Below are 23,903 nucleotides of genomic sequence, written 5' to 3'. Positions count from 1 at the left end.
CTGCGTCAAGGTTAAGATGGCGATGATTTTGACACCAGCGCTCTGCCGGGCGGCCCGAGGCTTTCTCGATTGGACGCAGATGGACCTTGCGGACCGCTCTGGCGTGTCGCGCAGCACAATCCGCGATTATGAAGGCAATCGTCACAGCCTGCATCGGGCGACGGAAGCACAGCTGCGATTGGCACTGGAGACGGGAGGCATCGCCTTCTTTCGGATTGAAGGACACGAGATCGGCATCTGTCCCAGGGCCCTTGCGGCGGCTGTACCCGCGCCGACACATGCCGAAAGGTGCGAGATCCTTTCGGCCGCCGGCGAGCGGAACCAGGCAGCCGCCCCAAAGACGGCGCGATAGTGCCCATTACAGGGGCCTGAAGGAGGACTGGTAAGCCACACCGTCCATGCCGAGACTCCGCCGTGTGTCGAATATCGCGCCACGAAGGAAGGGTGAGCCTGCGCCCATTGATCGAGTTTGCCGAAGCTTGGGGCAGAGAACGAATGGGAAGTCGGTTGCCCCGGACTTAGGTGCCGCTATAAAGTGACCTGCGGGATCGAGCATGCGACGATACCCTCTGCCATCCGGCAGACCACAAACAATCGTTTGACCGGCATGGGGGGAAGAATGAGAGCGATCGCGCTTGGCATAAGGTTTGCCCTGGAACTTTGCATCCTTGCGTCACTTGCCGCATTAGCAGCGCATCTGGCAGTGCCATTGGTGGTAAAAGCACTGTTGGGTATAGTGTTCTGCGCGGCGGGCGCTATCGGCTGGGGCACATTCCTCTCCCCGAAGCGGAAATACGAAATCGGACCCGCCGGACGGCTGGTGCTTGAGGCCGGGTTCTTTGTCGGCGCGGCCTTGATCCTGCATTATGTCAGTTTGCCGGTGCTGGCGATCGCGCTGATCGTCGTGGCCGCCGCCGATCGGTTCGCTCTGGCGCTGCTTCCATAAGCCCGAAGTCGTGGGTTTCTCGCTCACCTCCCGCATCGGCCGCCTATGAGAAAGCTGAACGATGTCGGTAGAGTGCCGAGATCTTGAACCAATGTTCGTCGTATCACGATACAGAACTTTCGTCGGCCCGTGATTGTCTCATAGCCGCGCCAAAAGCAATTCCGCGCGTCACCCAGTGACTCCATGCTCGGCGACAGGCCGCTGCTTCACTGTGAAGTTCTGCTTCATAGCCCATCGACGTTATCGCCAATAGTCGACCGCAGCAAGCGGCCATACACTCGGTGTGCAATCTGGAATTAGGTCCGCATTTCGGTGCCTTCAAAGCCACCGAGGTTCCGGATGCGACGATCGGAAGAGAGCGACACAATGCGAGATGCGATATTTTCCCGACGTGAAGTCCTCTTGGCAGGGCGCGCGCTTACCATAGGCGCCGCTTTCGGAGAGCCGTTAAAAACCGCCGCCGCTGAACTCGGCGGAGCTGACTCTGAACCGACATCCTGGGTAGATTCGGCAATGCCCGAGATCAGGCATCGCATGGTCAAAGCGAACGGTATCCGGTTGCATGTGGCCGAACAGGGTGAGGGTCCACTCGTCATTCTCTGCCACGGCTTTCCCGAATGCTGGTATTCCTGGCGCCATCAGCTCGGCGCGCTGGCGGAGGCGGGGTTCCATGCAGTGGCGCCCGACTTGCGCGGCTATGGGTGGAGCGATCGTCCGGAAGCGATGGAGAAATATACGATTCTCCATGACATCGGTGACATGCTGGGGCTTGTCGATGCCTTAGATGCCAAACAAGCCGTGATCGCCGGCCACGACATCGGCGCTGCGATAGCATGGCAAACGGCGCTTTTGCGCCCCGATCGCTTCCGCGCAGTCATCGCGCTCAGCCCGCCGTTCCGCTCACGGGGCTTTGGCGACGCAGGACCGCCGACGACGCTCATGCCGCAGACCAAGGATGCGGTGTTTTACCAGCTCTACTTCCAGACCCCCGAGGCGGAGGCGGCGCTCGGGCGCGATCTGCGCCACACGTTCCGATCCATGTTCTACTCCCTCTCGGGCGATAGCCCGCCGCCGGCGGGCGCTGGAGGGTTTACCGCCGGGATGGTGCCGCGGAGTGGGGATCTCTTCACCAATCCGGTTTCGCTGCCTTCCTGGCTCGCGGAGTCCGACATCGATCTCTATGTCGAGGCCTTCTCGCGAAGCGGATTCCGCGGCGCTTTGAACTGGTGGCGCAACATCGATCGCAGCTGGGAACTCATGGCCGCCTTTGGCCGAGCAACGATAACCGTTCCAGCGCTCTATATCGCGGGCGACCGCGACATCATTGTCGAGGTGTTTCAGCCGATCATTGCCAAGCAATCGGCAATGGTTCCCAAGCTCCGGCCGGCGGTCATGCTACCGGGCTGCGGCCACTGGACCCAGCAGGAACGCGCGCCGGAGGTGAATACAGCCATGATTGACTTCCTTCGAAGTCTTTAGACGACGGAACGGGACCGGAAGGAGCATGGTATCTATATCGATCAAAGCAGCCACACTCGCAGTCCTTCTGATTGCGACGACAGCCGCCGGCCTCTTGGCCGCATATCCGGCGATAGCTGCTGTGGTGTGCCCGAACTGCATGGGCTTCAAGAGGGCTCGGGGTCAGGTCTATGTCGAGGATGGGATGGCTTCTCAGCAGCAGGCAGCCGTGCTCAAGACGATTGCCATGGCTCGCGACCAGCTCCGCCAGTTCTACGGGACAATCGATAGTGATCCCAGAATCTTCGTCTGCGGCGACGACAATTGCTACCGCAAGATCGGCGGCGGAGGGTCGCGGGGTATGGCGCTTCTCGATTTCGCATTGTTCCTCTCGCTCCAAGGAACGACCGTCACCATTGCATCACACGAGATGTCACATATCGAACTTCATACCCGGATCGGACTGATCAAGACCTTCCGACGTGATGTGCCGCAATGGTTCGACGAGGGCATTGCGGTACTCGTTTCGAATGACGGCCGCTACCTGAGGCCGGCATCGTCGCCTGATCGTTGCTTGGTGGAACCAGATGATACGCTCCCGACGTCGAGGAGAGCGTGGATTGAAAGCGCAGCGTCGGTCAATCTGTATGCGAAAGCTGCCTGTCGGGTGAGCCGGTGGATCGCGACCCATGGCGGTCCACCCGCCGTAACGCGGCTACTGGCAGATATTGCTGCGGGCCAATCATTCGACATGGTGTATTGACGGTATCCTTCACTTACGATGGGAGAGGCGATTTTAAAGCGGAATACCGACCGATTCATCCAGGCCGATACCTGCCCAGCCAACATGTGCCCGGACCAGCGCCGAGCTGAAAATAGAGCTTGACCTCAACTTGCGTTGAGGTTGCAGCATGTCGTCACGCCGGAGGTTCGTGATGTTGAAAATACTGAGAGATGAGGATTTGGACAGTTTCGCGCTCATGCCGATCGCTCTCGACGCATTGGAAACGGCCTTCCTCGCCAAAGCATCCGCCAATATCGTTTGCCCTCCTCGGCATCACGTCTCATTTCCCGGCAGTGGCGACCTGGTGTTTACGGTCGGGGGTATACTCGGGGAAAAGCCGCTCGCCGGCTTCCGCGTGTATGAAACCTTCAATGGACCGGAACATTCGCAGATCGTTGCCGTCTGGTCCGTGCATGACGCAAAACTTAAAGGGATCATCCTGGGCGAACGGCTTGGCCAGATCAGAACGGGAGCGATCGGGGGCGTGGCCATACGCCATCTCAGCGATCCAAACGCCAAAACCGTTGGGGTTATCGGCAGCAGTGCTCAGGCCCGGATGCAATTGATTGCCGCTGCGGCCGTTCGAAACATAAAAAGTGTCCGCGTCTTCAGCCGCGATGAGAAAAACTGCAGGGCTTTCGCCGAGGAAATGCAACGCGAATTGGACATAGCGATAGAACCCGCCGGCAGCATTGCCGAAACCGTGGCGGATGCCGATATCGTACTTTGTGCAACGGACAGCAATGTGCCTGTGCTTCACGCGGCGGATTTGAAGGCCGGAGCGCACGTCAATACGGTCGGTCCGAAAACATTGCGGGGACACGAGCTCGGACTGGACGTAGCCGATGCCGCGCATGTGATCGTCACGGACTCCATCGAACAGACACGAACCTACGCCTCGCCCTTTTTCCTTGCGGGATCGGCGCACGAAACCCGCATGCGGGACCTTGCCGACATCGTTGCGAACAAGGTGCCAGGCCGAACACTGCCCTCCGATACGACACTTTTTTGCTCGGTTGGCCTGGCGGGAACGGAGGTAGCGGTCGCGTCAGCCATATTCGACGTGCTGTGAGAATGCATGCCGCTGCACGGCATGTCCCAAGGCCTACCCGAACGCGAGGATCTTATCAGCCTGCCGCGGGGACCTGTTCGACCGATTGCGGCTCACCGATCTCCACCGCATGACCATCGGGATCATAAAAGCGGAATACCCGCTGTCCCCATTCCTGCTGCTCGACCGGATGGATGAGATCGACATGCAGGGCTATTTTGGTAAAGGCCGCATCCACATCGTCGTGTTCGAAATAGAGAAGCATGTTTCGGCGCCCATATGGCTCCGATGTTTCCGTGACTTTCTTCCAGACCGTTTGCTCCAGCGCTTTTCCGTCATGAATGGCAAAGCCGCTTTCAAAGAGCACGAAACTCCCGAAATCGTTCAGGATCTTGAGGCCCAGCAGATCGCTGTAGAACGTCTTCGAGCGAGCAATATCGCCGACGAAAGGAATTGGATTTACGAAACGCATCGTCCAGGCCGATTTGATGAACAGGATCGATAGAGAAGGAAACAATCTTCAAACGATTTCAATACACTTCGGAGCAAATGTCGATAATTCTGACCACTGATCCCATCCCACCCGGAACCGGAGGCCGATCCATGACAGAAACCCAGCGAACCATGATCGTCATGGATTCGGGGGAATCCCGCTTCCAACTGCGCGCAGGCGCCTTGATCCGCTCGAACGATCATATCCTCATTCACCGCGCACTCGCAGATAAGTTCTGGTCCTTACCCGGCGGCCGGGTGGAATTTCACGAGGCGGGCGCCGAGACGCTTGCCCGCGAAATCGAAGAGGAAATCGGCTGTACGGCCACCGTCGGCCCCTTGCGCTTCATCATCGAGAACTTCTTCGAATTGTCAGGCCGGCGCGTTCACGAAGTCGGCTTTTACTACGAGGCAGAGCTCTCGCAACCGCTTCCGTTTCATGAAACGGACGTCGTGCACCGGGTGAAAGACGGCAGTGCCGAGCTTGAATTTCGCTGGGCACCATCCACACGAGCCGGTCTCGATCAATTCGAGCTGGTGCCACCGACCTTGCGCGATCTGATCGAAACTACTCCGACCGGCATCCGACATTTCGTGCGCCGGGACGCTGTTTGACCGGTAGCAATAGGCAAAGATTGCAACGGCGGCGGAATGGCAGCATAAACATGCAGACATCTCTGTCAGGCTTCCGATAGGTTCAAATCTTCAGGTCTATTCGAATGCTGCGCGTCGCCATTCTCGGAAATGCTGGCGGTGGAAAATCCACCCTCGCCCGTAGATTGGGCGAGAAACACGCAATTCCCCATTTCGAGATCGACACGTTCCTTTGGCGAGAAGGCTGGGTCCCGGCGCCACTTGAAATTTATACAGCAAAGCATGAGCGGATCATAGCCGGCGAGAGCTGGGTTATCGATGGACTGGGGCACCGGAACTCAATCCAAGCGCGAATAGATCGCGCAACCGAGATCATTCTCGTCGACATGCCACTCTGGATGCATTTCTGGCTCGCTGCGGAGAGGCAGATCGCCTGGCAATCAGGCAAGCTCGAGCATGCACCTGGCGGGCTTTCGGCGATGCCGCCAACACGGGATCTGTTCCGAACCATATGGGAAATCGAGCAGGACTGGATGCCTGACATCCGCCGCCTGTGCACTGAGGCCTTTGATGCCGGCAAAAGGCTCACGCTGATCCATAACGTCGATGAGTTGAATACGCTGGCGGAAGATTTGACCTAAGCTCAGCTATCGAGGCGTCCGTGTAAGCAGTTCTCGCAGAAGCAGCCTCGATCGTTTCCCTTTGCGCCGCCGCCATAACGTCTTAGCGGAAAGCAAACAAGCGCGCCCACTCCATCAATAATCGCTATTGCGCCAAGGAACTCCTGTTTGGACTTTAGTCGCGCCCTATTCCGACTGAAGCCGCAGCTCTGGAACACGGCAGCTGCAGCTGTGTTCGTTCCATAGCGGCGGAAAGGCGTCGCCATCGATCACCAGCAGGAAATGAGGAAATCATGAAGACCAAGGCACTTGCCGCTCTGATAGCGGCTCTATCCATGAGCGTTTCGTTTGCAGGCACCATGCCCGCAAACGCACAGGATAACCCGATCGTCCCCAAAAGTGGGAAAACGCACGACAGCAAACAGCCCGCCACGGAATCCCAGCCAAACTCGGGAACCACTACCGGTGGCTCCACAACAGGTTCAAAGTCGGGAACCGGCAGTTCCGCCGATCAACCCTCCGGTCAGTCCGCGCCGGATAATCAGGGTTCGATGTCGAACGGCACCCAAAAAGGTACCTCGACGAACAATGGATCAACCGATCAATCTGGAACTCCTAAGCAGCAAGACAATGGCACCAAAAGCGGAAAGGATACTAAGAGCGGATCGACGAACAACACTACCGCTCCCCAATCCAACGATGCAAATCAGTCCGGCGAGAGCCAGAATGGCGCCAATACAAAAAGCGGAACTGCAGGGAATTCGGGAAATAATATGAAATCTCCCGATAATCCGGCTAGCAACAGCCAGCAGGGTACAACCGGAAGCGAAACTACGACGACAGGCAAATCTCAGACGAACACGCAAGTGCAGGTATCTGTCGAACAACAGACGCAGATCCGCCAGGTCATCAAGGAAGTTCACGTTACGCCCGTCCGCGAGACCGATTTCACGGTATCGGTCGGCACGAGAATCCCCCGGAAGATCAAGCTGCAGCCGCTACCGCCGCGAATCGTCGAAATCGTACCTCAGTACAAGACTTACCGCTTCTTCGTTCTGGCTGACGGCCGAATTGTGATCGTAGATCCCTCCACCTTCGAGATCGTCTACATCATCGATGCTTAGCCGCCACTCGATGCCGGTATCGCGAAGTCGCGATACTGGCATCTTGAGGCTATGACCTTAGGGCTAGACTGATTGGCCCGCAGTTGAGCTCATTGTCTGCGGGGCGGCAAACGTTGGCTTGCCGACAAAATCCGGGATTGCCTCCTCCTACTGTCGCAACAGCAATCCTTTCTTCTAGCTCGATAGTATTCGTAACTGGGCCGCCGCCAGCCTTTTAAAAGGGATTCTCCCGACATAAGTCCTCAGCCGGGCGCCGCAGTGGCTGCAAAAACCATTCCAACGGATCTGCGATCTCTAGGATTATCTTCTTTGCCTTCGCTCCCGATGAATTCTAGCTTCGGCCTGGATGACACGTTGCCATCTGAAACGACAGCAACAAGTTCACCTTGAAAGAGGAGCAATCGTTGACCCCTAACACCGCGCAATCAGCCGTCGAAACATCATTGCCGACGCTCGATCTCCAGCGCTTCTACGCATCGCCATCGGAACGCCAGGCATTCGTCGCGGAGCTTCGCACGGTGCTCCATGATCACGGCTTCTTCTATCTGACGGGCCATGGCGTCGATCCGGAACTGATCGAAAACGTCGTTGCCACCGCGAAGCGCTTCTTCGCGCTGCCGCTCGAAGAGAAGCTCAAGATCGAGATGGTGAAATCGCCGCATTTCCGAGGCTACAATCGGGCCGGACAGGAGCGCACCCGCGGCGAACAGGACTGGCGCGAACAGCTCGACATCAACACCGAAAGCACACCCTTCGAGATCGGCCCGAATACCCCGGCCTGGCGGCGACTGCAGGGACCAAACCAATGGCCCGAGGCACTGCCGGAGCTCAAACCACTCCTGCTTGCCTATCAGGCAGAAGTGACGCGCATCGGCATCGATGTGCTGAAGGCGATCGCTGCAGCTCTCGATCAGCCGGAAAACGTCTTTGCCGACATCTATGAGCCGCAGCCCTCGCAGCTTCTGAAGATCATCCGCTATCCCGGCCGCGATGTCGCCGAAACGGATCAGGGCGTCGGCGCCCATAAGGACGGCGGCTTCGTCACCGTGCTGCTGCAGGATACGACACCCGGCCTGCGTGTGCGCACGGAAGACGGACAATGGATCGATGCGCCGCCGGTGCCCGGCACCTTCGTCATCAATACCGGCGAGTTGCTAGAATTGGCGACCAATGGTTTCGTACGCGCCGACGTGCATGATGTCATCGCGCCGCCTGCGGGCGTCGAACGCTTCTCCGTCGCTTTCTTCCTGGGCTCCCGGCCGGATGCCGCGATCCCCGTCATCGAATTGCCTGACGAATTGAAGCGCGCCGAACGCGGCATCTCGGTCGATCCGCTCAACCCGATCTTCCGCGAGGTCGGCCAAAACCAGCTGAAGAGCCGGTTGCGGTCACACCCGGATGTCGCCCGTGCTCACTATGCCGATCTCCTGGCATCGGAACAGTCGGTCTAGGCCGGAATCGTGAAAGTTCGGGCGAGGTCGCTGCGTCGGACATCTCGTCTGAAGGCTAGTCCCTAGTGCTGGTTATCCGGCACAATGACGCGCATGCCGTCGACGACGCTGCGTGCCACGATCTGACAGCTCAGGCGGCTGTTCGGCGCCGGCTCCATGACGAACTCGATCATCGCCGCCTCTTCTTCGGAAGGCGGGGGCAGGAGATCGAGATAAGGCTGCTCGACATAGCAATGACAGGTGCCGCAGGCCAGTGCGCCGCCGCATTGCGCCACGATGCCATCGATACCGCTCCTGACGGCAGCGGCCATCACCGTCTCGCCATCCTGGGCTACCACATGGGTCTCGCGACCGGCGGAATCGATGAACACGATTTCACACATTGTATTCTCCATGCTTTCGGCAAAACCGATCATGCGGCAACAAGCCTGATGTCCAGGCGTTTCGGGCCGCGCACCGACAGCCCGCGCTTATAGGCGGGATGTTCATCCAGCAGTTCGATGGAACGTGTCCGCTGCAGGAGCGTCGAGAAGATGATCTCCATATCCAGCCGTGCAAGGTGATTGCCAAGACAGAAATGCGCGCCGCCGCCGAATGCCAGATGGCGATTGGGAGTACGCTCGACATTGAACCGATCGGGCGCCTCGAACTGCTCGGGGTCGCGATTGGCCGCGCCATAGAGCAGGCCGACCTTCGTGCCCTTCGGCAGCCGCTCGCCGGCAATCGTCTTTTCTTCCGTCAGGTAGCGATGAAAGAACGGTAGCGGCGACTCGAAACGGAACATCTCCTGGATGGCGGTCGATATGATATCAGGCGTTTCCCGAAGCTTGGTCAAAGCGTCCGGATATTGCAGCAGCGCATGCATGCCGCTGCCAAGCACGTCGATCGTCGAGCCGTGGCCGGCCATCAGGATCAGCATGCAGGTGGAGACGAGCTCGTCTTCGGTCAGTTCACCGGCGACATGCGCCTCTGTCAGCCGACAGAGAAGATCGTCGCGCGGGTTGCGCGTGCGGTCGGCGATGAGCTCCTTGAGCAGTTCGTAGAACTCCGTCGTCGCTCGTTCGGCGATCGCCTTGCGCTCCGCGCTGCGATCGACGTCGAAATATTGCACCACCTCTTCCGACCACTTGCGCAGCTGCCCGGCATATTCCTCCGGCACGCCGAGAACCGAACCGATGATATGCCCCGGGACCTGCGAGGCGAGATCCTCGACAAAGTCGATCGTGCCGGTTTGCAGAAGGCGATCGAGCAGCCGGTCGACGAAATCCTGTATCATCCCGCGCTGGCGGGCGACGAGGGCCGGCGTGAATTCACGAAATACCTTGCGGCGCAATCGGTCATGTGTCTCGCCATCGGAATCCAAAAGGCTGAATTGTACGAAGCGCGAATGGTTCGGCATGTCGTGCCAGTTCTGCCTAACCTTCTGTTCCTGTATTTCCTCCGGGGAGAGAAAGAACTCGAGCGAGCGCACGAGCGTCTTGTCGCCGGCGGCAGCGGCGACGTCCTGATAGCGCGACAACAGCCATATGTCGAAATGCTCGTAATAGACCGGGCCCGGGCTGGCGCGCAGCTCGCGATAGGCGGCGTAAGGGTCGTCTGTAAACGCTTGCGAGAGCGGATCAAACACCGGGCTTGCCATCGACATGATCAGGACCTCGTCCATTCTGGTTCATCGGCCACAGATTACAGCGTCGAACGGCGAAAAGACATGGATGCCAGCCGCAGCTATATGGATAAAACTCTCATCTCCGGATAAGACCTGACGACATGACAGATGAAGCAATCCCAGATGATATTTACCCTCTGGATGACGTCTTCTTTCAGACGCCGGGCAGGCTGTCCCGCGCCCTTCCCTATGCGCTTCTCGCCGCGGGGCGCCGCATCTGCACGCCCGAGGAAATGCCGATCGCCCATCGTTTCAACCAGCACACTCTCATCCTGACCCTCAGCGGAAAAGGCCTGCTGCAGGTCAACGGTCTCTCAAGCGCTCTCTGTGAAGGAACGATCGCATGGCTGGATTCCTCGATGCTGTATTCACATCGTTGCGAGCCGCATCATTCGCACTGGTCTTATCTCTGGCTGGGGTTCGCAGGGCACGGGCTCGACACACTGTTCGACAGCCTCGGCGTGATCGCCAATCCGGTCTTCGCCATTTCTAACCCACGCGATCCGCAGGCGCTGTTCGAAGGCATCCTCCGAAACGTGGAAACTGGCAGTTTCCTCTCCGACAGTCACTGTTTTGCCCTGCTCACACAATTGATCTCGCTTCTGGTTTCCGCGCGCGCGGAACATGGCGAGCTGAGCGGCGCCGTCCAGCGATTGCAGCGGGTCATGGAATTGGTCCGCGCCGACCTCAGCCGCCCCTGGTCGGTGGATGAACTCGCCATCGCCGCCCATCTAAGCCAAGCGCAGCTTTTTCGCCGCTTCCGTCAGAGAATGGGGACAACACCTGTCGATTGGCTCCGCCACGAGCGCGTGAACGCCGCGAAGCGTTTGCTTGTCGTAACCGACGAGCAGATCGGCAGGATCGCCGCCCAATGCGGCTATCCAGATCCCTTCCACTTCGCCCGGGATTTCAAAAAACTGGTTGGCGTCACGCCGAGCGAATTCAGGCGGCAGGGTCAGAGCGCTCGGCCGCGCGAGCCCTGATCGAACAACGCATTCTGTCACCATATAGGGAGAGTCCCTCGCTATCATGGCTCGGATTGGCTCGGGCCACATGACACGATAGAAGTCTGGCGTGTATGCAAGTTTATCTGAACCGCTGACCAGCCTCTCTCCGGAGATTGAAAGTGACAACCGAACAAAGCGTCCTGCGCATCTCCATTATCGTGACGTTCGTTCTGGCGGTCGCCGGCATTGTCTTCGGTCTTCTCTCCGGCTCCTATGCGATCGTCTTCGACGGCGTCTACGCACTCACGGATGCGAGCATGACGATCGTTGCACTGATCGTCTCCAACCTGATCGTGTCCTCCGCAACGAACACGGCGGCGGGCGGCAGGTTCGCCAAGCATTTCACCATGGGCTTCTGGCATCTCGAACCCATGGTGCTCGGACTCAATGGCGTCCTGCTGACCGGGGCTGCGGTCTATGCCCTGATCAACGCGATCGGCAGCATCATGGCCGGCGGCCGGCACCTCTCCTTCGATCATGCCATCATCTATGCGGTGCTGACCATGATCATCGCCTTCCTGATGGCCGCCTATGGCAGGCGTGCGAACGAAACGCTGAGGTCCAGTTTCATTGCGCTCGATGCCAAGGCCTGGGTAATGACAGGCTGCCTCAGCGGGGCGCTGCTGCTCGCCTTCATCTTCGGCTTTTTCATTCAGGGGACGAGCCTGGAATGGATGTCACCCTATGTCGATCCCATTGCGCTCTCTCTCGTCTGCCTCATCGTCATCCCCATGCCGATCGGAACGATCAAGCAGGCCTTTGCCGATATCCTGCTCGTGACGCCTTCCGATCTGCGGGAACATGTCGATCGCGTCGCCACCGACATCGTCCAACGCTATAATTTTAAATCCTATCGCTCCTATGTCGCCCGCGTCGGCCGCGGCAAGCAGATCGAGCTCTACTTCATCGTGCCACCGGACGGACCGGCGAAGAAGCTGGAGGAGTGGGACCATATCCGCGACGAGATCGGCGAGGCGATCGGCGACGAAGGCCCGGACCGCTGGCTGACGATCGCTTTTACGACCGATCCCGAATGGGCCGATTGAACGGCAGGATAGCTGCCGCAAGAATATAGATCGGCGGGACGGGCGAACCGTTGTCGCATTTCGAACCCGATTTATGAATCGCTTTAGCTTGTTTAGAGGCTTTCAGTGTCGGCTGCCGAAAGGGTTGCCGATATGCGCTTTCGCGGTGCTGCGCGCAGCACCAAGCTCTGGACGTAGCTCGTGAGCGGCTTTTCGACGCCTCTGAAGAGTGCCAGTGCAGACATGGCGGCGACGCTCGTCGCAGCGACAACGAACAAACCAAGAGGAAGAGCCCCGCCAAGCGCTTTTGCCCAGATGGCTCGCATTGGCCGCAGAATAAAGGGGTGCGCAAGATAGAGGCTATAGGAGGCATCGCCTAGGGCGACACCCCAAAGAACGAGACTCCTCTGAGGCAGGACGGGGCCGATTGCGGCTGCAAGAACGAATAGTGCCGCGGGTAGGCCGCTTCGCAGGAATTGCGGCAAAGCCGCATCATCCCAAGGGGTGGAGATGCGTACAAAGCCGAGAAGACCGATGGCCATGAGCCCGACCGCCGCTGCACCGCCGATCCTGATGCCGCTGCGAAAGATCAGGGCGACATAGACACCGAAGAGGAACTCCAGAATGATCGGGCTCGTCCAGAAGGCTATCTGGACATGGCTGAGATCGACGAGCCTTCCGATAAGCGCCATGCCTGACATCAGCACCGACAGCCAGACGATACCCAGCCTTATCGGCAGCAGGAGTGCGGCCGCAAAGAACACATAGAACAGCATCTCGTAGTTCAGCGTCCAGGCGAGCGCGAGCACCGGCCTGATCTCATCCGCACCACGCCCGGACGGAATGAAGACATAGGATGCCAGGACATGAGACACGGAACCGATAGGAACAGCCAGCAGCGAGGGTGCTACGAGCGCGCCGATAAGCATAAGGCTCGTCAGCAGCCAATAGAGCGGGATCACGCGGGCGCAGCGCCGCAGGAAGAAACGCAATGGAGCGCCGCTCTTGCCGAATTCCGAAGCAGCGGTATGGGTCATGATGAAGCCGGAGAGGACGAAGAATATATCCACCCCGAAACCGAGATTCCATGCAGAGCCGTCGACCGCTGCCCGCCCTGTCGCCCCGGCCAGTATCTCGGTCTCGTGCAAGGCGTGAGCAACGACGACGGACAAGGCGGCGAGCGCACGCAACACCTGAAGATTCGACAGCAGGCGCGATGACTTGCCGGCATTACTGCCGACGGCCGGCCCCTCAAGTATTTCCCTATAAAATCCCACAAGAAATCTCAGTAAATATCGTCTTCGATCTCTATTTATGACCCGGAGGATATAACAACTCGTCGCCGCGCGCTAAATTCGGCAGACTTGCTTTAAATCATAGTTATTCTTCAGTTAAGCTTGCAGCACGAGACGGATTAGGCGGTGGCCAGGATGATATGTGCCTGAATTTTCGCAGCAACTTCGCCATTGCCATGTCTGTCGGCGATCGCAGATGCCGCGCAGGCGGTTGCAGCCTCCAGGCTTCCCGCTTCTCTGGCCTCGATTTCGTTGCGAAGAAGCGTTCCCTGACAATAGGCTACGGCCGGAAGGCGCGGTGAGGATGCACGGCTCTGTTCGGCTCTCGTTTCGATCACCACATCGGTGAAGCTGGCATTCTCGAGATCGCTGCGAATCCGGTCCACATCGTGATAGCCATGCGGGGTGCGTGCCAGAAAGCGCGGCGGATCGTTCGGGAAAATGCGGGCCAGCGCGTTCGTCACATCATCGGCGAAGATATTCTCCTCGATGCGATCCCAGACGTTGAAGAGGAAATGTCCTCCCGGCTTCAAAACGCGCTTTGCTTCGCGATAAGCCGCGATACGATCTGGAAAGAACATCGCGCCGAATTGGCAAAGGACGAGATCGAAGGCCGCATTTTCAAACGGCAGCGTCATGGCATCCGCCTGCCGCCAAGTGATGCGGCTGTCGGGAGCCTGTCGCGAGGCGGCATAGTCCAGCATCGGCTGATTGAGGTCGGTGACGACATAGCTTGCACTGTCGGATAGTTTAGGCGTCAATGCGCGGGTGACCGCACCGGTTCCCGCGGCAATTTCCAAGACGGCGATCGGCGCCAGCGACGCGGCCCGTCGTGCAAGATCCGCGGCGTAAGGCTCGAAAATCAGCGGCACCATATGGCGGTCGTAATTTTCCGGAATCGAGCCGGCAAATACCTTGTCCGTCTCCAACATTGCCATGATCCCCTGCGCACCTCACAGGCCATTATATTAGCATATCGCAGCGGGGGCGTCATTCGGCGTCGGACGGGTGCAAGCCGCGCGAAACTGATCCACTCAGTCCGCATCGCCGCGCGCAAGTACGTCCAGAAGCTGGCTGGTATTATCGATCGAGAATTGGATGCGCTCACCCGGCCATACAGACTCGGAATAGGAGATCGGCGTGCCCTTGAGATCGACGTCCACCTTTCTCGACACGGCCACCGGCTGAGACATGGGCTGGCAGAGCTGCTTGGCCTCCTCGCTCGTCGGCAGACGGACGATGATGTCGGTGCGCAGGCGGATATAGTCGGGAATGCCGTATTCGGCCAGAATGACGGTCACGCTTCGCCCGCTGCGGCGCGCCTCGTCGAAGCCCGGAAAGCGACGCACCGGATAATAGGCATGCGAATAGTTGATCGGCTCCTCGTCGGCAAAGCAGCGCCGGACGATATGGTAGACGGGTTCGCCACGGGGAAGCCGCAAGGCCTCCGCGATCATCTCGGAGGCAGGAACCACCTCTTCGTGAATGGCCTGTCCAAGCGGCTCCCTGCCCTGATCGAGCAGGTTCTGGGAAAAGCGCGTGCGTTCCGACAGGCGGTAATCGAGGCGACTATCCCTGACAAAGGTTCCGCGCCCCTGCTCGACCAGCACGAGCCCCCGGCTTTCGAGACGGGAAATGGCGCGCCTTATGCTGTGGCGGCCGACGCCGAAACGTTCCATCAGGTCTGATTCCGTCGGAAGCTGCGCCTTGGGTAACAGGCGTCCGGTCAGAATATCCTCGGCAATATCGCTCTCGACCTGTTGCCATTGCCCGTGCGGCGACTTTTTCTCCATGCCTGCTTTCCGAATTCAATCATATCATTCGAATGATATATATCGGCTACAACATCGTTTTCAATCTCCGTCCAGTAGCCGAAATCCTACGAACAACTACTGAGGCCGATTCAGCGAGTATATTTGGCATTTAACCATATCTCCTTTCACAGGTGCGTCATTCCTCACGATTAGGTAAATATCCGAATGTTTTTCTAGTCATTCGGATATCGAGGATAAATGGCACTGCTTAATCGTCGGCAACTCATCGCGGGCACGACCCGTTCTCTTGATCTTCCTGCTGGCGCAGCGTTTCATCGAAGACGCGCTGGCACCAGACATTGACGACAGATAGGCAGACGCATGCCCCGGATAATCGTAATCGGATCGGTAAATCACGATCGCATATGGCAGCTGGATGCCCCGCTGGCTCGGGGAGGACGCATACAATTTTCATCCCAGATAACCCGTCTCGGCGGCGGCGCCTTCTATACCGGCCGACAATTGCTGGAATTGGGAGCCGATGTCGCCATCGTCTCGCGATTGATGCAGGATGAGCAAGGGCAAGCAGCGCTCAAGTCGCTCGCAGCGCACGGCTTCGATATCGGCCACATAATGATGGTGGCCGGCGAAACCACACCGCTGGAAATTCTTCTCGAACCGAGTGGAGAGCGGACGATCATCGCGCCGACAGGGCGATCACAGCCGCTCGCGGCCACCGGGACACTGTCAGGCGCCGGCATCTATATCAACGCTATCGCCCTCGACGAAAGCCTTGTCGCACAGATCGACGCCCAGCCCCTTGTAGTCTCACAATTTCCACTGCGGCCGGCGACACCCCGCCCGGCCGATTATGTCATCTCCTCGCGTGACGATGTTCCGGATGATCTTATGCTTGCCTGGCAGCGCGCCGGCCAGATCGCCGGTCCGCGTCTGAAAATGCTCGTGCTCACCGACGGCGCGCGTCCGATCACCCTGTTTGACGGCTTAAAGCCTGTTGAGATTGAACCCACCGAGCGTGTCGACACGGCGAACACGATCGGCGCCGGCGACCGGTTCGCGGGATCTTTTCTCTTTGCCTTGTTGGAAGGGCGGGCGCCAGCGGCAGCCGCACGAGAGGCAAGCCGCATCACGGCGGAATGGCTGCGCCGGCGCGATGACTAAAAGTTCGCGCCGCCTTAGAAAATGCTCCTACATCTGAAAACATCGTGGACAATTCATTCGAATGAATGTAGTCATCATTCGAATATTTAAAGACTCGCCCCGCGAATGCCAAATGCCCGAGGAAAAGATGATGACCGAGGAGAAGGCCGGCACTCCGGTCAGCGCATCCCATAGCCATGCGCAGGCGCTGAGCCCTGACCCAGGCTCGGCACTGGCTCGACGCTTTCGGCGTCAAGAAACGGCTTTGGTCGACTTATCCCTCCACCTTCTCGGGTGGCGAGCAGCAGAAGGTCAATCTGGCCCCCGCGCTCATCCTGCCGCAGCGCCTGCTGCTGCTCGGCGAGCCCACCGCATCGCCCGATCGTGCTGCCCGCAAGGCGCTGGTCGAAAGATTGGCGCAACTTAAAGTGTCCGGCATTGCAATGATCGGTGTCTTTCACCATCCGAGTGATGTAAAGGCATTGATCGACCGGAAATTGCATCTGGAAGCCATCAAGATCGAGGACGAGCAAGACGATGTGGCTGAGTAATTTCGAAATTATATTGCAGGACCGCGTGATCGAACGCGGCGCTATCAGGATCGAGAATGGGTTGATCGCCGAGATCAGCGAACGGCCTGTCCAAGGGGCGGAGATAGATGGCGGCGGCCGGTTTCTCCTGCCCGGTTTCGTCGACATGCATGGCGACATGATCGAGAAATGCGTGGAACCGCGCGTCAATGTCCGCATGCCGCTCGAACTCGGCGTCTACGATCTCGATAAAATGCTCGCCGCCAATGGTGTGACGACAGCCTATGCCGCCGTCGCCTTCACACCCGCAACTTACGGCCATGTCCGCTCCATCGAGCACACCCATGCAATGATCCAGACCCTCGTATCGATGCGGGAAGAGCTTTTGATCGATCATCGCATCCATGGCCGCTTCGAAGTCACCTTCCTGCCCGCCTTGACGGAGGCAAAGACGCTGATCGACGCCGGTGCGCTCCACTTGATCTCGCTCATGGACCACACGCCGGGACAAGGGCAATACCGCGATATCGAACTGCACATCGCCAACACGGCGAAGGCAAGGAAGATCAGCGAGGCCCAAGCGGCCGAGCTCGTGAAGCAGCGCATGGCTGCCCGCTCCGAACATGGCGACGGCACGGACATCATCAACGGCCTGTCGGAATTGGCGCGCGAGCATGGCGTCGTGCTGGCATCCCATGACGACGATACTGTCGAAAAGGTGGCGCTTCTGCACAGCCTCGGCGCTGCGATCAGCGAATTTCCGATCAATATCGCAACGGCAAGAGAGGCGAGGCAGCTCGGGCTGGCAACGGCCATGGGCGCGCCGAATGCGCTGCGCGGACTTTCCTATTCGGGCAATCTATCCGCGCGGGAAGCCCATGAAGCCGGCATGCTCGATATTCTTGCCAGCGACTATCACCCATCGGCCATTCTGCCGGCCGTGATCGCGCTTGCGGAAATCGGCAAGGGCGGCCTTCCCGCCTCCGCTACGCTCGCAAGCGCCAACCCAGCAAAGGCGCTCGGCTTACACGACCGCGGTCGCATCGCCGAAGGATTACGCGCCGATCTGGTCATCGCCGAGCGCGGCCGAATACCGCGGGTGCGCGGCACGATCCGCGGCGGCAAAATGGTCTGGTCTGACGGTTCCATCAAGAGCTTTTGAGCCCCTCATCCGACCCTTCGGGCCACCTTCTCCCCGAGGGGAGAAGGGGAGTTCCGCCCTTGCCGCCAGCGAGAGGGTCGCCGCTCCCGCCAATCTCCATGGCTTACATCGCCTTCTGCGGATGCGGCGAGCCTTCATAGGCGCCCCAGATCGACTGATCGAAATTGATCGTGGCGCCGGTCATCAGGCCGGATTCCTCCGATGACAGGAAGGCGACGGCGCGCGCGACCTCGGCCGGATCGACCAGCCGGCCGAAGGGTTGCTCGGCGGCGGCTTTTGCCAGCCAATCCTCCGCGGCGCCGTGATATTCGCGTTGAATGCGATCCTCGCCATCGCTCGACATCCAGCCGATGTTGAGGGCATTGACCCTGATGCGGTTTCTGAGCAGCGCGAAGGCCGTATTCCGCGTCAGCGTATCGAGCGCGCCCTTGGAGGAGCAATAGGCGCTGATGAAAGGCTGGCCGGCCATCGACGACATCGAGGAGATGTTGACGATCGTGCCTTCGATGCCATTGGCGATCATATTCTTGATCGCGTCCTGCATCAGGAAGAAGGGTGCGCGCACATTGACCGCGAACATCCGGTCGAACAGGCCTGGATCGGTATCGAGAATGGTGCCGCGGTCCGTGATGGCGGCGACATTGACGAGGGCATCGGTGCGGCCGAATTTTTCGACCGCCGTCGCGATGACTTTACGGCAATCCTCGACTTGACCCAGATCGGCGGCAACGAAAGCGACCGGTATTTTATAGCGGTCACTTATCTCACGCGCCTTGGCCTCGCCCTTGGCGGTGCTGCGGCCGCAGATCGTCAGGCCGGCGGCGCCCCGTTCGGCAAAGAGGCGCGCAACTTCCGCGCCCAGGCCTTGCGTGCCGCCGGTCACGACGGCGAATTTTCCATCCAGTCAGCTCATCGGATCCTCAAGCCTCCCTGCGTACTGCATGGGCAGCGATCAATTCGGCAAACTGCCGGGAATCCATTCCGGCATCGATCGCCTCGGCCATGATGGTCGCTTGCGTTTTCGGCGCCAAACCGCCAACGGGCGGATCGCTGTCGAGATTGGTCGGGAAGGCATAGCCCTCGGCCGTTGACGCGATCACGTTCGCAGCTTCTGTGCGGCTCAGCGTGCCGGCGTTGAGCGCGGCAAGAAGTGCGGGATAGACCGTCACCGACATGCGGCTGCGGTTGACGCTCTCCATCGCTCGTCCGAAGGCCGAGGAGATCTGCAGGAGATTGGCCATACGATAGATGTCTTTCGAGACATTGTTACCGGCCCCATGCATGACGGCCGGATTGAAGAAGACGGCATCGCCCTTCTTCAGCGGCAATTGGACGTGATGCTCGGCGAAATAGGCTTGGAACTCGGGTCGGCCGAGGGCGATATAGCCTTCGAAGAAGGTCTGCGAATAGGGCAGGAACAGCGTCGGCCCGCTTTCAAGCGGCATGTCGCAATGCGCGATCGCGCCTTGCAGCGTCAGCAGCGGCGAGACGGCATGGATATGGCCGGGATAGGCCTGCATCTGCTGCGGCGACATGAAGCCGAGATGATAGTCGCGATGCGGCTTCTGCGCGGTGCCGCCCGGATTGACCCGGTTCATCTGCGCCGTCATCTGATAGCCGACGCCGAGCCAGGCTTCCGACACCATGGCGACGGCAGCCGACGCATAGTAGCGGGCAAAATTCTCCGGGTCCGCCAGGCAATGTTTCTCCAGTGCATTCCAGATACGATCATTGGCGCCGGGTTTGGCAAAATGATCGCCGGCGCCCCTGCCCTTCTCTTTTTCCTCGCGAACGATGGCTTCGAATACGGCAGTCGCGCGATCGACAACTCCCGCATCCGGCATGGCGTTCTTGATCACGACGATGCCTGGGCCTGAGGTGAAGGCCTCGACCCACTCGGCCATCAGGGTGCGGCGTTCGTCTTCATCCTCGGCAGCGCTGCGAACCTTGTCGCCATCATAGATCAGGATGTTTTTCTCGATTCCCGCGGCCAAAGGCCAGTCCGCCGGATTGGCAGTCTTTTCCACTAGGCCTTTGAAAGTATCGAAATTGCCGCAATCGGCCGACAGCCAAACCTTTTGACGGCGCCGGCTGGCGAGCGTCTGAGCGTCCATGGTGATCTCCTCCCAAAGTGACGTTGGACTTATGGGATTGATTCTAGCCTCGGGCCGGCCTATGAAAAAGATAGGACACCTCAAAAACACCTCAGAAGAGCCGCCTTGAAGCCGCCTTTCCCATTGAAAGACATCGCGCTGCAGGCCGGTCTCAGCCTCGCGACAGTCGACCGCGTGATGCATGAACGCGATGGCGTGCGCACCGTTACCCGTGCACGCGTCGCAGCGGCAATTGCCGAGCTGGAGCGGCAATATGTGCAATCGGGCTTGGCCGGCCGGCGCCTTGTCATCGATGTCGTCATGGATACGCCGCAACGCTTCTCATCCGCCGTCCGTGGAGCCTTCGAAGCGGAATTGCCCGGCATGCGGCCCGCTTCCTTTTCCGCGCGGTTTCATGTGGCCGAAACGATGAGCGAGCACGAGCTTCTTTCGATCCTGCGCGCCATACGCCGGCGCGGCAGCCACGGTGTCGTCCTGAAGGCAGCCTCCACACCTGCCATTGCCGATCTTGCCGGCCAGCTCATCGCGGCAAAGATCCCAGTGGTTACGCTCGTGACCGATCTGCCCGAAAATGCCCGCATCGGTTATGTCGGAATGGACAACCGCGTGGCGGGGGCGACCGCCGCCTATCTTCTCGGCCGCATGGCTGGAGAACGGGCGGGCAAGGTGTTGGTGACGCTATCAAGCAGGCTCTTTGCCGGCGAGGACGAGCGCGAACAGGGATTTCGCGATGTACTGGCGGCGCGCTTTCCGCACCTTTCGGTCGTGCGGATTTCAGAAGGATTCGGTGTCGATCGTGCAACGGAACTGCTTGTCCGCGACGCGCTGGAACGAGACCCGGATATTCGTGCAGTCTACTCGGCCGGCGGCGGCAATCGCGCCATCTTGAAAGCCTTTGCCGAAGCCCGGCGTGAATGCACGGTCTTTGCCGCCCACGATCTCGATCAGGATAATATCGGGCTGCTTGCGGCCGGCGAGATCAGCTTCGTCATCCATCACGATCTGCGTCATGACGCCCGCAGCGCCTGCCAGCTCATGCTCGCCTATCACCGCATGTTGCCGGCCGATTTTCAGGTGGCGCCGTCACGGGTCGCGATCGCCACGCCCTTCGAGCCCGCGCGCTGAAACACGTCGCGATTTTTCAGCTTTGGCGGCGGCAATATCCGGAACGAAATGGAGGCTATTCGATCGCGGTGATCTCCAGCTCTTCCTTGCCAAGGCTGACGATATCGCCAACCTTCTTTCCCATCAGCAACCTTGCAACGGGTGAAACATATGAAATCGATCCAGCCCTGGGATCGGCTTCATCCTCTCCGACGATACGATATTTCTGCACGCGGCCATCTTCCCGGCTGTAAGTCACCGTACTTCCGAAGGCGACAACGTCAGACGAGCCGGGAGCCGTGACGACCTCGGCCGTGCGAACCCTTTCCGCGAAATAGCGCGCATCGCGCAATGGGATGGCAGTCTGCCGCCGGCGCTCATTGATGTCTTCAATGGCATTTGCCGTGTCATACGCTTTTCGCGCGTCCTGAAGCTGCAGTTCCAGTGCTTTCAATCCCGCTTCCGTAACAAGGTTCGGATGCGGTGAAATGGGCCGGTCGGGCAGCACGGTTTCCGCTGCCGCTTCGGCGCTTTCTTCCTTCATGAACGCTGTGCTCAATTCTAAGCTCCATTTCGACGCTTTGTACTCTTACGATATCTCCGACAGTCTCCCGCCGGCCCTTGCACGGCTCGGCTTGGACGAAGACGATTGGAAAATCAGCCTTATACCATAGACCAGACAGCAGCCTCGGAGAAATGCAATTGCCGATAGATAGGTCTCCACCGATCTCGGGTGCGGCGATACTATTGAAACAATCCGCGGATCGACTACTGTTCGACCAGACAACAGTGACGGATGCAGATCACCGTTTTCACGGCCTCCACCCGCAAATGTCAGCTTGAGAGAGATCGATGATCAGCCTTGGTGTTTTGACGACATATATATTGGTGGTACTCGGCCTGATGGTCATTCCCGGACCTGCGACGCTGCTCACCCTTACCAGAGCCGTCAGCGGCGGCAAACGTGCCGGGCTGGCAACCGGCCTCGGCATTGCCGTCGGCGATCTCTTCCATACGATGATGGCAACCTTCGGGTTGTCGGCGCTTCTCGCCACATCCGCGCTGGCCTTCGAGATTGTCAAATATGCCGGCGTCATCTACCTGATCTATCTAGGCTTCAAGGCCTTTATCGAAAAGAGCGGCAGCATCGACGTACCGACAGCGCAGGCTATCACCCCCATGCGCGCGTTCCGGCAAGGTTTCTTCACCGAGATCCTAAACCCGAAGACCGCTCTTTTCTTCCTGGCGTTCCTGCCGCAGTTCATCCATCCCGAAAGCGGCTCCGTCATCGCGCAATTCGCGCTGCTCGGCGCCATCTTCGTCGCCCTCAGCATCGCCGTCACGTCGCTTCTGGCGATCGGCGCCGGATCGATCGGCGGCTGGCTGCGGCGCAACCGCACCATCGGACGCTGGCAGGGAAAGGTCATCGGCACGATCTATATGGCCCTGGGCGTGAGGCTTGCCCTGCAGCAGCAGTGATGCGATCTCGTGAAAACTGTAGAAGCGTCCGTAAAAGCAGCGTCTGATACGTCCACCTCGCCGGCATGCGCATATTCTTCGTAGAGCTGCCCGCGGGCTATGACATGCCAAAACCGGGTGACAAAACTGACAGCCGATAATATTCGCGTCGAGCGAGGCAGCACGCGGGCAATAGCCGCCGAGCGGGCAAAGCCCGGCGCCCAAAGCGCCGGGGTTCCCGATACGCTCGGGCTTAACGGCGCGAGCCGAAGGGACGAAGCGCCATGTGGCGGTTGACATCCTTGTAGAGCAGGTAGCGGAAGGGGCCGGGACCGCCGGCATAGCAGGCCTGCGGGCAGAAGGCACGCAGCCACATGAAGTCGCCAGCCTCCACCTCGACCCAATCCTGGTTCAGGCGATAGACGGCCTTGCCCTCCAGCACATAGAGACCATGCTCCATGACATGGGTTTCCGCAAAGGGAATGACGGCGCCGGGCTGCAGGGTGACGATCGTCACATGCATGTCGTGACGCAGGTCGGAGGGATCGACGAAGCGGGTGGTCGCCCAACCTCCCTCGGTGCCTGGCATGGCCGACGGCGTGATGTCCTTCTCGTTGAGGATAAGCGGCTGCGGGTAATCCAATCCCTCGACGGCCTCATAGGCCTTGCGAATCCAATGAAAGCGGGCATGCGCGCCTGCACGGTTGTGCAGCGACCACGTCAGGCCCGGAGGCAGGAAGGCGTAGCCGCCCGGCTGGAGGACATGCTTGCCGGAAGGCAGGGTCAGTTCGATCTCGCCATCGACGACGAAAAGCACGCCTTCGGCCTCTGCATCCTGTTCCGGCCTGTCGCTGCCGCCACCCGGCGCCACCTCCATGACATATTGCGAAAAGGTCTCGGCGAAACCCGAGAGCGGCCGGGCGATCACCCAACAGCGGGTGTCGTTCCAGAAGGGCAGATAGCTGGTGACGATGTCCTGCATTACCCCCTTGGGGATGACGGCATAGGCCTCCGTGAATACCGCCCTCCCCGTCAGGAGATCGCTCTGCGGCGGATGGCCGCCGAGGGAGGAATAGTAGTTTCTTTGCATCGTCTGGACCCTTCATT

General features: G+C 59.3%; 26 protein-coding genes and 1 pseudogene. 16 read left to right on the top strand and 11 right to left on the bottom strand.

Features of this window, described 5'->3' with window-relative positions; all coding sequences use genetic code 11:
* The 4 genes and pseudogenes from FHT84_RS01755 to FHT84_RS01740 form a co-directional block, all read left to right on the top strand.
* Positions 1 to 250: pseudogene (locus FHT84_RS01755) on the top strand (helix-turn-helix domain-containing protein); the annotation flags it as partial.
* 369 nt (positions 251 to 619) lie between these two features.
* Positions 620 to 946, top strand: a complete 327-nt coding sequence (locus FHT84_RS01750; protein WP_162737014.1) for a DUF2568 domain-containing protein — start codon at positions 620 to 622, stop codon at positions 944 to 946.
* A 366-nt stretch (positions 947 to 1,312) separates the two neighbouring features.
* A complete protein-coding gene (locus tag FHT84_RS01745; protein WP_246698442.1) occupies positions 1,313 to 2,425 on the top strand; it encodes an alpha/beta hydrolase in 1,113 nt (370 codons plus the stop codon).
* Between the two features lie 184 nt (positions 2,426 to 2,609).
* Positions 2,610 to 3,167, top strand: a complete 558-nt coding sequence (locus FHT84_RS01740) for a hypothetical protein (protein WP_145644292.1) — start codon at positions 2,610 to 2,612, stop codon at positions 3,165 to 3,167.
* A 33-nt stretch (positions 3,168 to 3,200) separates the two neighbouring features.
* On the opposite strand, the gene FHT84_RS01735 is transcribed toward FHT84_RS01740, so the two are convergent.
* On the bottom strand, positions 3,201 to 3,440 hold the full coding sequence (locus FHT84_RS01735; protein ID WP_183761311.1) for a hypothetical protein: 240 nt from the start codon (positions 3,438 to 3,440) through the stop codon (positions 3,201 to 3,203).
* Here FHT84_RS01735 and FHT84_RS01730 point away from each other — a divergent pair.
* Positions 3,340 to 4,260, top strand: coding sequence for an ornithine cyclodeaminase family protein (locus tag FHT84_RS01730; RefSeq protein WP_112344770.1), 921 nt, complete (start codon positions 3,340 to 3,342; stop codon positions 4,258 to 4,260). The genes FHT84_RS01735 and FHT84_RS01730 overlap by 101 nt on opposite strands.
* A 55-nt stretch (positions 4,261 to 4,315) precedes the next feature.
* Here FHT84_RS01730 and FHT84_RS01725 read toward each other — a convergent pair whose 3' ends face one another.
* Positions 4,316 to 4,711 carry a VOC family protein gene (locus FHT84_RS01725; RefSeq protein ID WP_112345194.1) on the bottom strand — a complete coding sequence of 132 codons (396 nt, stop codon included), beginning with the start codon at positions 4,709 to 4,711 and terminating at the stop codon, positions 4,316 to 4,318.
* 131 nt (positions 4,712 to 4,842) lie between these two features.
* Between FHT84_RS01725 and FHT84_RS01720 the strand changes: the two genes are divergently transcribed.
* The 4 genes from FHT84_RS01720 (at position 4,843) to FHT84_RS01705 (ending at position 8,520) form a co-directional block, all read left to right on the top strand.
* Positions 4,843 to 5,346 (top strand): NUDIX domain-containing protein, encoded by a 504-nt coding sequence (locus FHT84_RS01720; RefSeq protein WP_112344769.1) that lies wholly within the window; start codon positions 4,843 to 4,845, stop codon positions 5,344 to 5,346.
* Positions 5,347 to 5,450: 104 nt separating this feature from the next.
* A complete protein-coding gene (locus FHT84_RS01715) occupies positions 5,451 to 5,966 on the top strand; it encodes an adenylate kinase (RefSeq protein WP_113250463.1) in 516 nt (171 codons plus the stop codon).
* Positions 5,967 to 6,238: 272 nt separating this feature from the next.
* Complete coding sequence (locus tag FHT84_RS01710; RefSeq protein WP_112344767.1) at positions 6,239 to 7,069, top strand: DUF1236 domain-containing protein; 831 nt, start codon at positions 6,239 to 6,241, stop codon at positions 7,067 to 7,069.
* A 404-nt stretch (positions 7,070 to 7,473) separates the two neighbouring features.
* Positions 7,474 to 8,520: a 2-oxoglutarate and iron-dependent oxygenase domain-containing protein gene (locus tag FHT84_RS01705; protein WP_112344766.1), complete on the top strand. Its 1,047-nt coding sequence runs from the start codon at positions 7,474 to 7,476 to the stop codon at positions 8,518 to 8,520.
* Between the two features lie 62 nt (positions 8,521 to 8,582).
* On the opposite strand, the gene FHT84_RS01700 is transcribed toward FHT84_RS01705, so the two are convergent.
* Positions 8,583 to 8,903 (bottom strand): 2Fe-2S iron-sulfur cluster-binding protein, encoded by a 321-nt coding sequence (locus FHT84_RS01700; RefSeq protein WP_112345193.1) that lies wholly within the window; start codon positions 8,901 to 8,903, stop codon positions 8,583 to 8,585.
* 29 nt (positions 8,904 to 8,932) lie between these two features.
* Positions 8,933 to 10,165 (bottom strand): cytochrome P450, encoded by a 1,233-nt coding sequence (locus FHT84_RS01695; protein WP_112345192.1) that lies wholly within the window; start codon positions 10,163 to 10,165, stop codon positions 8,933 to 8,935.
* A 122-nt stretch (positions 10,166 to 10,287) separates the two neighbouring features.
* Between FHT84_RS01695 and FHT84_RS01690 the strand changes: the two genes are divergently transcribed.
* Both FHT84_RS01690 and FHT84_RS01685 read left to right on the top strand, forming a co-directional pair.
* On the top strand, positions 10,288 to 11,169 hold the full coding sequence (locus tag FHT84_RS01690; protein WP_246698441.1) for an AraC family transcriptional regulator: 882 nt from the start codon (positions 10,288 to 10,290) through the stop codon (positions 11,167 to 11,169).
* Between the two features lie 143 nt (positions 11,170 to 11,312).
* On the top strand, positions 11,313 to 12,239 hold the full coding sequence (locus FHT84_RS01685) for a cation transporter (RefSeq protein ID WP_112344765.1): 927 nt from the start codon (positions 11,313 to 11,315) through the stop codon (positions 12,237 to 12,239).
* Positions 12,240 to 12,331: 92 nt separating this feature from the next.
* Here the strand turns inward: FHT84_RS01685 and FHT84_RS01680 are convergent, their stop codons facing one another.
* The 3 genes from FHT84_RS01680 to phnF all read right to left on the bottom strand — a co-directional run bounded on the left by FHT84_RS01680 (position 12,332) and on the right by phnF (position 15,306).
* Positions 12,332 to 13,495 (bottom strand): acyltransferase, encoded by a 1,164-nt coding sequence (locus tag FHT84_RS01680; RefSeq protein ID WP_285165804.1) that lies wholly within the window; start codon positions 13,493 to 13,495, stop codon positions 12,332 to 12,334.
* A gap of 137 nt (positions 13,496 to 13,632) precedes the next feature.
* Entirely contained in the window at positions 13,633 to 14,445 is an 813-nt protein-coding gene (locus FHT84_RS01675; RefSeq protein ID WP_112344764.1) for a class I SAM-dependent methyltransferase, read from the bottom strand.
* 102 nt (positions 14,446 to 14,547) lie between these two features.
* Positions 14,548 to 15,306, bottom strand: a complete 759-nt coding sequence (gene phnF / locus FHT84_RS01670; RefSeq protein ID WP_112344763.1) for a phosphonate metabolism transcriptional regulator PhnF — start codon at positions 15,304 to 15,306, stop codon at positions 14,548 to 14,550.
* A 342-nt stretch (positions 15,307 to 15,648) separates the two neighbouring features.
* On the opposite strand from phnF, the gene FHT84_RS01665 reads away from it, so the two are divergent.
* From FHT84_RS01665 to FHT84_RS01655, 3 genes are all read left to right on the top strand, one after another.
* Entirely contained in the window at positions 15,649 to 16,449 is an 801-nt protein-coding gene (locus tag FHT84_RS01665; protein WP_169643246.1) for a PfkB family carbohydrate kinase, read from the top strand.
* 194 nt (positions 16,450 to 16,643) lie between these two features.
* The gene (locus FHT84_RS01660) at positions 16,644 to 16,979 is read left to right on the top strand and encodes an ATP-binding cassette domain-containing protein (protein WP_245430487.1); all 336 of its coding nucleotides are present in this window, start codon (positions 16,644 to 16,646) and stop codon (positions 16,977 to 16,979) included.
* Positions 16,966 to 18,120: an alpha-D-ribose 1-methylphosphonate 5-triphosphate diphosphatase gene (locus FHT84_RS01655; RefSeq protein ID WP_112344762.1), complete on the top strand. Its 1,155-nt coding sequence runs from the start codon at positions 16,966 to 16,968 to the stop codon at positions 18,118 to 18,120. The genes FHT84_RS01660 and FHT84_RS01655 overlap by 14 nt, the downstream gene beginning before the upstream one ends.
* A gap of 103 nt (positions 18,121 to 18,223) precedes the next feature.
* Here the strand turns inward: FHT84_RS01655 and FHT84_RS01650 are convergent, their stop codons facing one another.
* Together FHT84_RS01650 and FHT84_RS01645 are read right to left on the bottom strand one after the other, a co-directional pair.
* Positions 18,224 to 19,024: an SDR family oxidoreductase gene (locus FHT84_RS01650; protein WP_183761281.1), complete on the bottom strand. Its 801-nt coding sequence runs from the start codon at positions 19,022 to 19,024 to the stop codon at positions 18,224 to 18,226.
* A 16-nt stretch (positions 19,025 to 19,040) separates the two neighbouring features.
* A complete protein-coding gene (locus FHT84_RS01645) occupies positions 19,041 to 20,234 on the bottom strand; it encodes a phytanoyl-CoA dioxygenase family protein (RefSeq protein ID WP_112344760.1) in 1,194 nt (397 codons plus the stop codon).
* A 105-nt stretch (positions 20,235 to 20,339) separates the two neighbouring features.
* Between FHT84_RS01645 and FHT84_RS01640 the strand changes: the two genes are divergently transcribed.
* On the top strand, positions 20,340 to 21,359 hold the full coding sequence (locus FHT84_RS01640; protein WP_183760899.1) for a LacI family DNA-binding transcriptional regulator: 1,020 nt from the start codon (positions 20,340 to 20,342) through the stop codon (positions 21,357 to 21,359).
* A 55-nt stretch (positions 21,360 to 21,414) separates the two neighbouring features.
* Here FHT84_RS01640 and greA read toward each other — a convergent pair whose 3' ends face one another.
* Complete coding sequence (gene greA / locus FHT84_RS01635) at positions 21,415 to 21,897, bottom strand: transcription elongation factor GreA (protein WP_183760902.1); 483 nt, start codon at positions 21,895 to 21,897, stop codon at positions 21,415 to 21,417.
* Between the two features lie 293 nt (positions 21,898 to 22,190).
* Here greA and FHT84_RS01630 point away from each other — a divergent pair, with 293 nt between their 5' ends.
* Positions 22,191 to 22,817: a LysE family translocator gene (locus tag FHT84_RS01630; RefSeq protein ID WP_183760905.1), complete on the top strand. Its 627-nt coding sequence runs from the start codon at positions 22,191 to 22,193 to the stop codon at positions 22,815 to 22,817.
* Between the two features lie 232 nt (positions 22,818 to 23,049).
* On the opposite strand, the gene FHT84_RS01625 is transcribed toward FHT84_RS01630, so the two are convergent.
* Entirely contained in the window at positions 23,050 to 23,886 is an 837-nt protein-coding gene (locus tag FHT84_RS01625) for a bifunctional allantoicase/(S)-ureidoglycine aminohydrolase (protein ID WP_112344757.1), read from the bottom strand.
* Positions 23,887 to 23,903: the final 17 nt, after the last annotated feature.

It is taken from the genome of Rhizobium sp. BK289 (assembly GCF_014193575.1).
GTDB classification, from domain to species: Bacteria; Pseudomonadota; Alphaproteobacteria; order Rhizobiales; family Rhizobiaceae; genus Rhizobium; species Rhizobium tropici_C.
Note: the sequence above shows the minus strand (reverse complement) of the source record. Positions and strands in the feature narration are given on the sequence as shown.